We start from the raw sequence: 12926 nt of genomic DNA, 5'->3' as shown, positions 1-12926 counted from the left end.
GGTGAGAAAATGTCTAAACGCATATTACATGTCGTGACCAATGTTTCACGCTATAAGGATGTAGATCAACAAACAGGACTGTGGTTAGGTGAACTTACCCATGCCTATGATGAGTTTGAAAAACAAGGTTATGTGCAAGATATTGTGAGTCCAAATGGTGGAAAAACTCCAATTGAACCAAAATCGCTTGTGCCTTTAGTGGCAGATAAATCTGTTAAAGACCGAGAAAAAGATCAGGCTTTTATTACGCTGCTGGCAAATACCTTTAAGCCTTCCGATATTAATTGGCAAGACTATGACGTGATCTATTACACAGGTGGCCATGGGGTGATGTGGGATTTTTTAGATAACCCTGAATTGCAAGAAATCACCAAAAACATTTATGAAAAAGGCGGCATTGTTTCGAGTGTTTGTCATGGCTATTGTGGCTTGCTCAATGTCAGACTTTCAAATGGTGAACGACTTATAAAAGGTAAAAAATTAACAGGCTTTGCATGGAGTGAAGAGGTTTTGGCAGGGGTGGCAAAAAAAGTGCCGTACAATGCCGAAGAGTTAGCGAAAGAATATGGCGCTCGTTATGAAAAAGCTTTTATTCCTTTTGCACCATACGTCGTTCAAGACGGCAAATTAATTACCGGTCAAAACCCTTTTTCAGCTAAAAAGACGGCTTTAGCGATAATAGAAGAGCTAGAAAAGTCATAATTTAGTAATTCAAATATAAACCCTAAAAGTAGGACCAGCGATGGGCTTACTTTTAGGGTTTTTTAAATAAATGGATTGATCCTACGAGATTAAATTTAAGGAACAATCACAAAATCAGGGTTTGCTATTGCAAAAACTGCTTCACGGTCTGCAACTGGTGGATAAATCCAGACAGTATTAATTTCCTGTTTAATTTTTTTCGCTTCTTCACGCACAAATTGAACTTGTCGATCCCAACCTTCGGTATAAAGTGCACCCCAAGGACCTAAGTCAACACAAGTTACATATTTTGGTTGGCTGTATGGATGAAGGGGTAAATCAACTAATTCTGCCGCAGCATTGTAACCCGCTACACGGCCTAAGCTCATAGCATGCTGACACGACATCACATTAAAATTCCCTAAATCATCGGTAGGAACTTTTACAGTGTCGCCAGTCACAAAAATATTTTTTGCTTCAGGTGCATGTAAATAGGCATCTCCAATCAAACGACCTAAATTATCTTTTTCACCTGTAATTTGAGAAGTGAGTGAGTTAGCTCGCATGCCCGCAGTCCAGATCACTGTTTCTGCTTCAATTTTTTCGCCATTAGAAAGTGTCACGCCAGTAGCATCTAACGCCGTAACTCGTAGCCCAGCTTTACCCTCAACGCCGAGTTCAGTAAGCGCTTCTCGAATAACAGTCGCAGCTTGGTCACCCATTGCTGCACCAATTTCTGTTGAAGAATCAACTAAAACCACACGAACATCAGTTTCACCTAAAATACTACGCAGACGTTCAGGCATTTCGGTCACAGTTTCTAGGCCAGTAAGACCACCACCAGCAACAACCACTGTATTACGCGCTGCATTTGCAGGTTTGTTGGCTAAGTTTTTAAGATGTTGGTCTAGTTTTTCAGCATCTTCTAGTGTGCTTACGCTAAAGCCATATTCGGTAAGGCCGGGTATAGGTGGCATAAAAGTCGTACTACCGGTTGCCAGAATAAAACGATCATAGCTTAAGGTTTGATTGTTGCCATCAGTGGTTGAAACTTCGATGGTCTGTTGGTCGACATCAATTTTATTTACCCAACCTGCCAGAAATTTAACTCCCACCACACTTAATAACTCTGAAATTTCAGGGTTCATGTTTTCAAGCACAGCTTCATAAAGACGAGGACGAATCCCAACATTTGGGCTAGGGGAAACCATCAGCACCTCAATGTTTTGTTCTTGCGACGCTAAGTGAATTGCTCTTTGGGCAGCGAGTGCAGCCCATAAGCCAGCAAAGCCAGAACCTGCAATAATAATACGCTTACTCATTTGATTATCCTTTTGATAGATTTTCGGACATCACATTCCAACTCATCACAAAATTTTGGGTGAGCGAATCCATTCTCTGATTGTCCGAAAAAATCTGAGAAGGCATTTAAAAAGGATTAAGGGTGTTTTATATTAGGGTACGAACCCCTACTAACTTATTAGTCGGGGGTATCCCGCGATATTTTACTTTTACGCATTTTTGCTGTTCTTCCTTCGATGCGTTCATTGATCCAGCCATTTACATCACTAAAAAACACGTCAGGTGCATAACGGCCAAAACGGTCTGCAATATCGCCAAGTGTATGAGCACCTAAAGCATCTCGCATGGCTTTTTCGGCTTGTAGCATGACTGCATGTACTGCGCACACACCACTGGTTGCCCAATCGGGTGGGGCATTGTTAAAAACTGCACATTTTCCACGAACTTCTTGGCACTCAAAAAGCGGTTTTTCACCCTCAATTGCATTCACGATATCTAAAAAACTGATTTCGTGAGCAGATCGAGCCAGTAAATATCCACCACGAACACCTTCTTGAGCAATAACTAGACCTGCCTTTTCAAGTTTAGGAAAAATCTTGGCCATAAAACTTGGAGAGACTCCTTGTAATTCGGCAAGATCCTTACTACTTAAAGGTTTATCTTCATTGTTCACAAGAAAAAGAAGACAGTGAATCGCATACTCGACGCTACTAGTGATATAAGCCATTTAATTTCATAATTGATCAACTACAAACACAGACTAATGTAGTCTGTGTTTTAAGTCAACAATAAAACTAGGACAAAGTTAGTCTTAGTTTAAGGAAGGCTATTTAAAAGTGTTAATTATGAATGTATCTAATTGAATAATTTAAATTTTATTAAAAAACATATTTTAATAATTTATAAAAAATATTTTATTAAGTTCTCTTAATCGTAAGAATGTCTAATAGGTGTTTAATCAAATAGTTCACCACTTATAAGTAAGATAGATGAAACGGGATAGGTATTTATCATTTATTTATAGAGTTATTTAAATTATATTTGCGTAGATTGTTTTACTTAAAATATTAAATAGCTTTATCTGAATAAAAATATTTTTTATATAGCATGATGAATGAATAAGAGAGTTGTTTTGAAAACTGAATTTATTATTAGATGTATTTATGCACTTTGCCTTATCGGTGCAGGGTTCAACCATTTACAAACAGTTTTGATGCATGGTTTGTTTTGGGACTATAACAATGCGCCTTTATTTACTTGTATTTATTGGACATCTTTAACGTTTATTGATCCACTTGCTGCAATTCTTCTATTTTATAGACCTCGTATCGGCTTAATTCTAACTTTTCTTATTATATTTAGTGATGTCATTCACAACACTTGGATTACATTAAAGGTAGGGCGAGACTTGCTCAACTATATGTATATTTCCCAATTTTTATTTCTGGTTTTTGTTGTGTGCACAATTAAGTTTCCTTGGAAGGCACATAAGAAAAGTTAAAATTTAAATATTGGAGAGAAAAAGCATTCTTTTACTCTCCAAATAATTTCTTCAAACTTACGAACGCCACCAATAATTTTCGACATTTGGTTCATTAAGATTCAAGAGTTCACCCATTTGAGGCGTACTAATCGCTAAATTATTTTGTTGAGCCAAGGCCACGATACGTTCAAACGGGTCATCCCAAGCATGAAGCGCCAAATCAAAAGTACCGTTGTGCACAGGCAACAAATGACTGCCTTTTAAATCGATATGCGCTTGTAAAGTTTGCTCAGGCTGCATATGAACATCGGGCCATTCGGGGTCGTAAGCACCAGTTTCTAACATGGTCAGATCGAAAGGACCGTAACGATGTCCAATCTCTTTAAAACCGTCAAAATAGCCCGTATCTCCACTAAAAAATACACGTAAGTCATTATCAATAATCACCCACGACGCCCAAAGTGTCGCGTTGCTATCGCCCATACCACGGCCTGAAAAATGATGGGCAGGGGTAGCCACCAGTTCGAGTCCATCGAAAGATGTTGTGTCCCACCAGTCGAGCTGCTGAACCTTTTCTGCTGGAATTCCCCATTTAATGAGCGTATCACCCACACCAAGCGGTGTTAAGAAATGCTCAACTTTATCGTTAAGCTGCATAACTGCATGGTAGTCGAGGTGGTCGTAGTGGTTATGTGACAAAATCACGCCTTTAATGGGTGGTAATTCGGGAATGCTAATTGGGGGCTGGTGGAAACGTTTTGGTCCAAGCCATTGAAAAGGTGATGCACGCTCTGAAAAAACTGGGTCGGTTAACCAAAACTCATTTTGAAGTTTTAACAAGATGGTTGAGTGGCCCAAACGAAATAGAGAGCGATCGGGTGCACTTAAAAGCTGTTCTTTTGACAAACTTAAAACAGGAATTGCTTTGTTCGGAACTGTGTCTTTTGGTTTGTTAAATAGAAACTTCCACATGAGCTGAAGCGTTTTGCCAAAAGAAGGCTGGTGTTGGTTTGGACACGTATTTCTAAATTTGCCATTGTGTTGCTGTGATGGCATTAAGGGAGCAGGCAAGTCTGTTGTGTTTGAAATAGTCATTTTGTTTTTCCTTATTGGAACAAACCTATATGTACAAATAAGAACTTGGGCTAAGTGCTTATTTTGATTATTTAAATGAGTATTTACTCACTCATTAATTCATTCAAAAATAAGGACGCCGCGCATCCTTATCTTTTATCTATATTGAAACTGCATGCCAAAATGCTTCAAAACCAGATTTGCGATAACGCTCGGCTTGAGAAGGGTCTTGGGCAATAAAATTGAGTGTAACTTCGGCAAGCGCACCTAAAATTGAAGCAATAAATAACGGCGGATAATCTCTTAATTTGCCATCATTAATACATTCTTGAATGTTTTGAGTCAGGTCACAAAAGGTTTGCATGCCAATTTGTTTGCTTTGCTCAGTAATTTGTTCCGAAGTCGAAAGCTGCGCCATCACTTTTCGTTTAAGGGGAGCTTCTAGACTCCAGTCCAAATAGCTTTGCCAGATATGTGACATTTGTGTTTGCAGGTCAGCGTTAGTGGGGTAACTAAGCATCATCACCTGACGTAACTCAGCCTTTAGCGAAAGATATAACTGGTTAAGCAGCTCTTCTTTATTACTAAAATAGGTAAATAAAGTACCTTCTGCCACGCCAGCAACTTTGGCAATTTTTGAGGTAGACGCACGCTCGCCAAGCTCTGCTAATGTTTCGATAGCAGCACTTAAAATTGCATTACGTTTATCTTCACTACGAGGACGAGCCATATACAAAAATATTAATTGAGTGATTACTCAATCATACATAAAAATATGAGCAGTGCAAGCGAAATAGAATTTTACTGTCATAAATTTACTATTTTATAAACTATTCATAAGCTGCAATATTTGACTCTTACACCATACGATTTGGTGTTCATGGGCCTTTTGCTGATCCCAATATAAATTCATCTGATATCCAACAATATCTATCGGTAGTGGATGCACCTTAATTTGGGGGTAATTATCTTTAAAATGAGCAATTTGACATTGAGGAATCGTGAGTAAATGGTCCATTTGTGTAATTAAACGGATTGCCGTTTCATATTGTTGGCAGCGGAAACTAATCGTTCTTTTGATACCTTGTTTAGATAAGAAAAAATCTTCAAAGACACGACCTGTAGGACGAGAAGACACTGTAATGTGTTTAGCTTCTAAATAAATTTCTTTGGTTAGGTTTGTTTTGGATAATAAGGGATGCTGCTTGCGACTTATTACCACAAATTGATCTTTAGTAAGGCATTCATAACCAATGCTATCTTCAACCGAATGTTGAACATCAATCGCAAAATCGATTTTCCCAGTAGAAAGCTCATGTCTTAAGTTTTTACGATCAATGCGTACGCTATTTAACTGTAAATTAGGATTAAATTGAGTTAAGTGCTGAATAATAGAGGGTAAAAAAATTCCTTCATACTCATCATTCATAGCAATTGTGAGATGCTTTAAATCTCGTGCTGGCACAAAGTCATGCGTGCTTTGAATTGCTTGATGCATAAGTTGTAATGATTGTTCAATTTTAGGCCATAAACGTTTGGCTAAAGGTGATGGAACAACACCGTGTCCATCTCGAATAAATAATGGGTCATTAAAATGATCACGTAAACGTGCCAAAGCATGACTAACAGCAGGTTGACTTAGAAAAAGTTGTTCACTGGCCCGTGTTAGATTTTTTTCTTTATAAATTGCTACAAATACACGAAATAAATTCAGGTCAATACGAGCAAGAGAGGCAATATTATTATTCATTTCATTCATAGTTTGTTATTCAAACAATTCATTTTATTCATTGTAACAAGTTAGATATGGTCAGGAAATAGCGTAAGAAATAGAGTGATTAAAACCGTGAATTTTGAATGTAGTGCTTGCGGTAACAGCATTTAGAAAGCGTTGATTACAACTAATTTTTATAAAACCTATGAACACAAGGAAATGATATGGCAACACATTTATTTGATTTGACTGGAAAAGTAGCCTTAGTTACAGGTGCAAGCCGTGGTATTGGTGAGGAAATTGCCAAACTTTTAGCAGAACAAGGCGCACATGTAATTGTATCTAGTCGCAAGATTGAAGATTGTCAACGTGTTGCTAATGAAATTATTGCAGCAAATGGAAAGGCGGAAGCTTTTGCTTGCCATGTGGGTAAGTTAGAAGATATTGCAGAAATTTTTGAATATATTCGTAAAGAACACGGTCGTTTAGATATTTTAGTCAATAATGCAGCTGCCAACCCTTATTTTGGTCATATTCTAGATACAGATATTGGGGCCTATAACAAAACGGTTGAAGTCAACATTCGTGGATATTTCTTCATGTCTGTTGAGGCAGGTAAATTAATGAAAGAACAGGGTGGCGGTGCAATTGTTAATACCGCATCTGTAAATGCCCTGCAACCCGGAGACCAACAAGGTATTTATTCTATTACCAAAGCTGCGGTGGTGAATATGACTAAAGCCTTTGCAAAAGAATGTGGACCATTGGGCATTCGAGTGAATGCTTTATTGCCGGGTCTTACCAAGACCAAATTTGCTTCGGCACTATTTGAAAATGAAGATATTTATAAAAGCTGGATGGACACAATTCCATTACGCCGTCACGCAGAACCACGTGAAATGGCTGGAACTGTACTTTATTTAGTGTCAGATGCTGCGAGTTACACCAATGGTGAATGTATTGTGGTTGATGGCGGTTTAACTATTTAGGGAGGAATAGCAATGTACGAACATTATTCAGGTCAAGTGGTCTTAATCACAGGTGCGGCGAGTGGATTTGGTGCATTGCTGGCAGAGCAACTGGCGAAGTATGGTGCAAAATTAGCGTTGGGTGACTTGAATATTGAAGGGTTAAATACTGTAGTTGAACCGCTACGCCAAGCAGGAGTGGAGGTGATTGCGCAAGTGTGTGATGTTAGCTGTGAAGCAGATGTACAGGCTTTGGTGCAAAGTGCAGTTACTCAGTTTGGTAGAATCGATGTTGGGATCAATAATGCAGGTATGAGTCCACCTATGAAAAGCTTTATTGATACCGATGAAGCAGATCTGGATTTGAGTTTTGCCGTCAATGCCAAAGGCGTGTTCTTTGGAATGAAGCATCAAATTCGTCAGATGTTGCAACAAGGGGGTGGCATTATTCTGAATGTTGCTTCTGTTGCAGGTTTAGGTGCGGCTCCCAAATTGGCTGCCTATGCTGCGGCAAAGCATGCTGTGGTGGGATTAACCAAAACAGCAGCGATTGAATATGCAAATAAAGGCATTCGAGTTAATGCAATTTGTCCATTTTATACAACCACTCCGATGGTGGTCGACAGTGAACTCAAAGAGAAACAAGACTTTTTAGCGCAGGCCTCGCCAATGAAGCGTCTTGGCCATCCAAGCGAAGTGGTGGCAATGATGCTGATGATGTGTGCCAAAGAAAACTCATATCTCACAGGTCAAGCCATTGCAATTGATGGCGGCGTGACAGCTTATTAAAACATTTATTAAATACATCTTGTTCATATATCTAGGAAAAAATCATGACAATTAATTTAAGCAATCGAGTGGCTATTGTTACAGGTGCAGGCGCAGGTCTAGGGCGGGAACATGCATTGTTACTGGCTCGTTTGGGTGCAAAAGTGGTCGTGAATGATCTTGGTAGCGATGTGAACGGAAAAGGTGGCTCAACCATGGCAGCCCAAAAAGTCGTGGATGAAATTATTGCGGCTGGTGGCGAGGCGATGGCAAATGGTGCTTCAGTCACGGATATTGAACAAGTTCAACAGATGGTAGATGAAACCATTGCCCGTTGGGGACGTGTAGATATTTTAATTAATAATGCTGGAATTCTTCGAGATAAAACTTTTAGCAAAATGTCACTAGATGACTTCCGTACCGTGATTGATGTCCACTTAATGGGGGCAGTAAATTGCACAAAAGCGGTATGGGATATCATGCGCGAGCAAAAATATGGTCGTATTGTTATGACGACTTCATCCTCTGGTCTATATGGCAACTTTGGGCAGTCCAACTACAGTGCTGCAAAAATGGCATTGGTTGGACTCATGCAGACACTGGCTTTAGAAGGTGAAAAATCTAATGTTCGGGTGAACTGTCTAGCACCAACAGCTGCAACGCGTATGCTTGAAGGATTATTACCCGAACAAGCCCTTAAAGCTCTTGCTCCAAGTGCGGTCAGTCCTGCAATCGCGACTTTGGTTAGCGAAGATGCACCTACCCGTATAATTCTTTGTGCTGGCGCAGGTAGTTTTGAAGCTGCCCACATTACCCTTACGCAAGGAATTTATTTAGGTACGGATGAACAAGTTCCGCATGTTTTAGCACAACGTTTAGCTGATGTTTCAGACCGAACAGATGAGTTTGTGCCTGTCAGAGGAGGCGCTCAGGGTGAGCTTGAGCTGAAAAAAGCTTCATTAATGGCAGGAGAATAATTTTGACAAAAAATACATTAAGCATCGATCAACTGATTGAGTTGCAAGGCCAAGCATTAGGTAGCTCGCAATGGATGACCATTGATCAAAGCATGATTAATACCTTTGCAGATGTCACACAAGATCATCAATTTATTCATGTGGATGAAGAAGCTGCTCGCCAGACACCTTTTGGTGGCACGATTGCCCATGGTTTTTTAACACTCTCTTTACTTTCAGCGATGGCCGCTCAGGTCTTGCCGACTGTACAGGGGCAGAAATCTGGCGTGAATTATGGCATCAATAATTTGCGTTTTATGAGTCCCGTACATAGCGGTAAGCGGGTGCGTGGAAATTTTCACTTAAAAAATGTTTCCCAAAAAAATAAGGGAAGTTATCAGTTGATCATGGAAGTCACGATTGAAATCGAAGATCAGGCAAAACCAGCACTTGTGACAGAGTGGCTTACACTTGTAAATGTATAGGAATAAACCATGAGCAATGAATTAATTCTATCTCGCCGTGATGTCGATTTTTTGCTATTCGATTGGCTAAAAGTCGAAGAACTCAGCCAACGCGATACTTTTGCAGGACAGGACCGTTTTGAATATACGTCTGTTTTAAACGTTTACGAGGCTTTGGCAACCGATTTATTTGCTCCACATAATAAAAAAAATGACAGTAACGAACCTGTTTTTGATGGTGAGCGTGTAACTGTCAATCCTGAAGTCGGGGTAGCACTAAAGGCCTTTGCTGACGCAGGTTTGATGAGTGCAGCGTTTCCGTCAGATTGGAATGGGATGAACTTACCCAATACCATCGAGCGTGCAGGTATGGCATATCTACTCGGTGCCAATTCAGGAACAGCGGGCTACGCCTTTTTAACCATTGGTAATGCAAATTTATTAATGGCTCATGGTGAACCTGAAAAAGTGAAACCCTATGTCAATGCCATGATGGAAGGCAAATGTTTCGGAACGATGTGTTTATCGGAGCCGCAAGCAGGTTCAAGTCTGGCTGATATTCGTACACGTGCGATTAAAACAAAAGATGGTCGTTATCGTTTGTTTGGAAACAAAATGTGGATTTCAGGCGGTGAGCACGATATCTCTGACAATATTGTTCACTTGGTTTTGGCAAAAATTCCAGATGAAAATGGACAATTACCAGCAGGTGTGCAAGGCATTTCTCTGTTTACCGTACCGCGCAAATTACTCGATGAAAATGGACAGCCAAGTGAACGTAATGATGTGGTATTAGCTGGAATTAACCACAAGATGGGTTATCGGGGAACTGTAAATTGTGTGCTGAATTTTGGGGAAGGTCGTTTCACACCCGAAGGAGAAGCAGGCGCAATTGGTGAGCTAGTCGGCGAAGCTGGTAAAGGGCTGGCCTATATGTTCCATATGATGAATGAAGCCCGAATTTCGGTTGGACTTGGGGCAGCAGCATTGGGATATACAGGTTATCTTCATGCTTTAGATTATGCAAAAACTCGAGTACAAGGTCGCTCTCGTAGTGAACGCAATCCAAGTTCTCCACAAATCCCGCTTATTCAACATGCGGATGTTCGCCGTATGCTCTTGGCGCAAAAAGCATATGTCTCAGGTGCGTTGGCACTATGCCTATATGCAGCCCGATTAACCGATGATATCCACTCGCTTGACGATGCCGAGCAGCGCAATCAAGCCCATCAATTACTTGATCTATTAACACCAGTGGTGAAAAGCTGGTCTTCTGAATGGGGGCTTGTGGCAAATGATTTAGCCATTCAAGTTCATGGCGGCTACGGTTATACCCGTGAATATAATGTTGAACAGTTTTATCGGGACAATCGACTCAACCCGATTCATGAAGGAACATTTGGCATTCAAGCGCTCGATTTATTAGGACGAAAAACTCGTCTTAATCAGGGACTGTCGATGAAGCTATTACATGAAAAAATCATGAATACGATTGAACAAGCCAACGCAGAGCCTTCTTTAAAAGATCATGCAGATCAATTAGACCAAAAGTGGCAACTCATCCGAAATGTAACAGAGAAATTACATGCCTTAACCGATGTTGAACTTCAACTGGCAAATGCCGCCAATTATCTGGAAGCTTTTGGACATCTTGTGGTGGGATGGTTATGGCTTGATCAAGCGGTAGTCATTCATAAACTCATGCCGAACTCAACAGACCCTGATTTTCTGCATGGGAAGCTTGCCGCGTGTGATTATTTCTTTGGCTGGGAAATGCCGAAAATTATGAGTTGGTTAGCGGTGCTTGATCCGGTAGAGACGACTCCACTCAATATGTCAGAAGAATGGTTCTAGTAAGAACCATTCCTTAACCGCGCCGTTTAACAGAAAAGGAGAACAACCTGATTTTATAGAAAATACCTAATAAGAATCACTATGTAAAAACAAACATCAGGCGTTCAGTAAAGAGTGCCCTAATAAGTAAAAATAAAAATCTAGGACGGATTAAAAGATGAAAAAGAAAACATTAGTCATGGTTATGGCTTCATTTTGTACGAGCCCAATCTATGCAGCAGCATTTGATCGAACAGGACAATCAATTTCTGCATTTCTACAACCTGGTAATTATTTTGAGGCAAGTTTATCTGTTTCAGACACTTCGTTAGAAGGACAAGAAGCGGGTACAAACCCAACACGTAATAGTATTTCTGATATTGCAAACTCTGATTATCGTCCCAGTGCAGCTTTGAAATTACAGTTAGCACCTCAGTTCTCATTTGGTTTTCTTTACGATCAGCCCTTTACTTCCGACTCTGAATATTATGGAAATAACAGTTTTGTTGCTAAGCCGAGTGATACGATTTTAGTACCAGGCATTGATTCAGCAACACTTGCCCAAAAGACCGGTAGAGAAGTCGTAACAGGGAACACCAAATCAAATTTTGTTATGCAAAATTTTAGTCTGATTTTTGGTTATCAACCGGATAAGAACTGGAATTTTTATGCAGGTCCTGTTTATCAGACATTTAAAAGTAACGTCAATTTAAGAGGTCAAGTTTTCAGTTTATATAATGGCTATGACTTTAATGCCAAAGAAGTTGGAGATTGGGGATGGCTGGCAGGATTTGGTTATCAAATTCCCGAAAAAGCCATAAAAGCCTCATTGACCTATCGTTCAGAAATTATGCATGAAGTGACTGCCAATGAAAATGCGCCACTAGTTGATATGTTGAGTACACAACAAGGCCGTGATTTTCTTGATCAGCATTTGGCGTATATGGTTTCTATAGGACAACTCACTGAATCGCGTAAGGAGGCACTCAATCATATTGTTGCGGGCTTACCCGAAGCAGGCACATCAGGCTCAACTAAGTTTAGAGCGCCAGAGTCAGTGAATTTGGAATTTCAGACCGGATTACGCAAAGGTACTTTATTGTTCGGTAACGTACGTTGGGTTCACTGGAACGATTTTGAGTTTAAACCCTATCGTTTTGGCGAAATCTCAGAAGTTGTTGGGGTTCTATCAACGCCAAGTCGTCCAAATGGTTTTAATCTGGTTCGTTATTATGATGATCAATGGTCTGCCAATCTTGGAATTGGGCAACGCCTAAGCGATAAATGGTCGGGTTCAGTTTCTGTAGGTTGGGACTCGGGAGCGGGTGAGCGCGTGTCCACAGGCGGGCCAGCTAAAGGTTATTACAGTGTTGGTCTTGGTGCACAATATAGTCCAACTTCAAAATACTTTATTTCAGGTGGCATGAAGTATCTATGGCTCGGTGATGCCAAAGGTCAGCTTGGTGCTCAGGCAGGCAGTGAATATTATGTGGGTGAATATAAAAATAACTATTCAATCGGTTACGGTTTGAAAATTGGTTATAAATTTTAATTCAACTATTTGATGGATCGCTTAGTTATATAAACAGTTTATTTCTGTACGAGAGTAAGCAGATTAAGAGATTAAAGAAAATATAAAAAGGGGAGTAGGAACAGTTCCATTTCTCCCTCTCATAAAAGGAC

At 40.1% G+C, this 12926-nt stretch carries 13 protein-coding genes; 8 read left to right on the top strand and 5 right to left on the bottom strand.

What is annotated here, in order from left to right; all coding sequences use genetic code 11:
• Positions 1–9 precede the first annotated feature (9 nt).
• Entirely contained in the window at positions 10–702 is a 693-nt protein-coding gene (locus MKL33_RS09765; protein WP_032003727.1) for a type 1 glutamine amidotransferase domain-containing protein, read from the top strand.
• 95 nt (positions 703–797) lie between these two features.
• On the opposite strand, the gene MKL33_RS09760 is transcribed toward MKL33_RS09765, so the two are convergent.
• Positions 798–2003 carry an NAD(P)/FAD-dependent oxidoreductase gene (locus tag MKL33_RS09760; RefSeq protein WP_270906889.1) on the bottom strand — a complete coding sequence of 402 codons (1206 nt, stop codon included), beginning with the start codon at positions 2001–2003 and terminating at the stop codon, positions 798–800.
• 158 nt (positions 2004–2161) lie between these two features.
• Positions 2162–2710: an RrF2 family transcriptional regulator gene (locus tag MKL33_RS09755; protein ID WP_005074213.1), complete on the bottom strand. Its 549-nt coding sequence runs from the start codon at positions 2708–2710 to the stop codon at positions 2162–2164.
• A gap of 405 nt (positions 2711–3115) precedes the next feature.
• Here MKL33_RS09755 and MKL33_RS09750 point away from each other — a divergent pair, with 405 nt between their 5' ends.
• Positions 3116–3484: a hypothetical protein gene (locus tag MKL33_RS09750; RefSeq protein WP_002061057.1), complete on the top strand. Its 369-nt coding sequence runs from the start codon at positions 3116–3118 to the stop codon at positions 3482–3484.
• Between the two features lie 57 nt (positions 3485–3541).
• Here the strand turns inward: MKL33_RS09750 and MKL33_RS09745 are convergent, their stop codons facing one another.
• From MKL33_RS09745 to MKL33_RS09735, 3 genes are all read right to left on the bottom strand, one after another.
• Positions 3542–4561, bottom strand: coding sequence for an MBL fold metallo-hydrolase (locus tag MKL33_RS09745; RefSeq protein WP_270906888.1), 1020 nt, complete (start codon positions 4559–4561; stop codon positions 3542–3544).
• 139 nt (positions 4562–4700) lie between these two features.
• Positions 4701–5270: a TetR/AcrR family transcriptional regulator gene (locus MKL33_RS09740; protein WP_000113715.1), complete on the bottom strand. Its 570-nt coding sequence runs from the start codon at positions 5268–5270 to the stop codon at positions 4701–4703.
• A gap of 93 nt (positions 5271–5363) precedes the next feature.
• Complete coding sequence (locus MKL33_RS09735) at positions 5364–6299, bottom strand: LysR family transcriptional regulator (protein ID WP_039762560.1); 936 nt, start codon at positions 6297–6299, stop codon at positions 5364–5366.
• Between the two features lie 179 nt (positions 6300–6478).
• Between MKL33_RS09735 and MKL33_RS09730 the strand changes: the two genes are divergently transcribed.
• The 6 genes from MKL33_RS09730 to MKL33_RS09705 all read left to right on the top strand — a co-directional run bounded on the left by MKL33_RS09730 (position 6479) and on the right by MKL33_RS09705 (position 12795).
• Complete coding sequence (locus MKL33_RS09730; RefSeq protein ID WP_270906887.1) at positions 6479–7243, top strand: SDR family oxidoreductase; 765 nt, start codon at positions 6479–6481, stop codon at positions 7241–7243.
• Between the two features lie 12 nt (positions 7244–7255).
• Positions 7256–8011 (top strand): SDR family NAD(P)-dependent oxidoreductase, encoded by a 756-nt coding sequence (locus MKL33_RS09725; RefSeq protein WP_270906886.1) that lies wholly within the window; start codon positions 7256–7258, stop codon positions 8009–8011.
• 44 nt (positions 8012–8055) lie between these two features.
• The gene (locus MKL33_RS09720) at positions 8056–8967 is read left to right on the top strand and encodes an SDR family NAD(P)-dependent oxidoreductase (protein ID WP_270906885.1); all 912 of its coding nucleotides are present in this window, start codon (positions 8056–8058) and stop codon (positions 8965–8967) included.
• Positions 8968–8969: 2 nt separating this feature from the next.
• Entirely contained in the window at positions 8970–9431 is a 462-nt protein-coding gene (locus MKL33_RS09715; protein WP_270906884.1) for a MaoC family dehydratase, read from the top strand.
• A 9-nt stretch (positions 9432–9440) separates the two neighbouring features.
• Positions 9441–11264: an acyl-CoA dehydrogenase gene (locus MKL33_RS09710; RefSeq protein ID WP_270906883.1), complete on the top strand. Its 1824-nt coding sequence runs from the start codon at positions 9441–9443 to the stop codon at positions 11262–11264.
• Between the two features lie 157 nt (positions 11265–11421).
• On the top strand, positions 11422–12795 hold the full coding sequence (locus tag MKL33_RS09705) for a long-chain fatty acid transporter (protein ID WP_270906882.1): 1374 nt from the start codon (positions 11422–11424) through the stop codon (positions 12793–12795).
• Positions 12796–12926 lie beyond the last annotated feature (131 nt).

Origin of the sequence: Acinetobacter sp. AOR43_HL, assembly GCF_027854635.1 — a bacterium.
Lineage (GTDB): Bacteria > Pseudomonadota > Gammaproteobacteria > Pseudomonadales > Moraxellaceae > Acinetobacter > Acinetobacter pittii.
The sequence above is the reverse complement of the archived record's forward strand: the minus strand, read 5'-3'. Positions and strand labels throughout refer to the sequence as shown.

Bases quoted from the DNA above. Each gene is read 5' to 3' on its own strand.
- MKL33_RS09720 (WP_270906885.1), top strand. From the start codon at position 8,056: ATGACAATTAATTTAAGCAATCGAGTGGCTATTGTTACAGGTGCAGGC.
- MKL33_RS09705 (WP_270906882.1), top strand. From the start codon at position 11,422: ATGAAAAAGAAAACATTAGTCATGGTTATGGCTTCATTTTGTACGAGC.
- MKL33_RS09740 (WP_000113715.1), bottom strand. From the start codon at position 5,270: ATGGCTCGTCCTCGTAGTGAAGATAAACGTAATGCAATTTTAAGTGCT.
- MKL33_RS09735 (WP_039762560.1), bottom strand. From the start codon at position 6,299: ATGAATGAAATGAATAATAATATTGCCTCTCTTGCTCGTATTGACCTG.
- MKL33_RS09710 (WP_270906883.1), top strand. From the start codon at position 9,441: ATGAGCAATGAATTAATTCTATCTCGCCGTGATGTCGATTTTTTGCTA.
- MKL33_RS09730 (WP_270906887.1), top strand. From the start codon at position 6,479: ATGGCAACACATTTATTTGATTTGACTGGAAAAGTAGCCTTAGTTACA.
- MKL33_RS09725 (WP_270906886.1), top strand. From the start codon at position 7,256: ATGTACGAACATTATTCAGGTCAAGTGGTCTTAATCACAGGTGCGGCG.
- MKL33_RS09760 (WP_270906889.1), bottom strand. From the start codon at position 2,003: ATGAGTAAGCGTATTATTATTGCAGGTTCTGGCTTTGCTGGCTTATGG.
- MKL33_RS09765 (WP_032003727.1), top strand. From the start codon at position 10: ATGTCTAAACGCATATTACATGTCGTGACCAATGTTTCACGCTATAAG.
- MKL33_RS09745 (WP_270906888.1), bottom strand. From the start codon at position 4,561: ATGACTATTTCAAACACAACAGACTTGCCTGCTCCCTTAATGCCATCA.
- MKL33_RS09755 (WP_005074213.1), bottom strand. From the start codon at position 2,710: ATGGCTTATATCACTAGTAGCGTCGAGTATGCGATTCACTGTCTTCTT.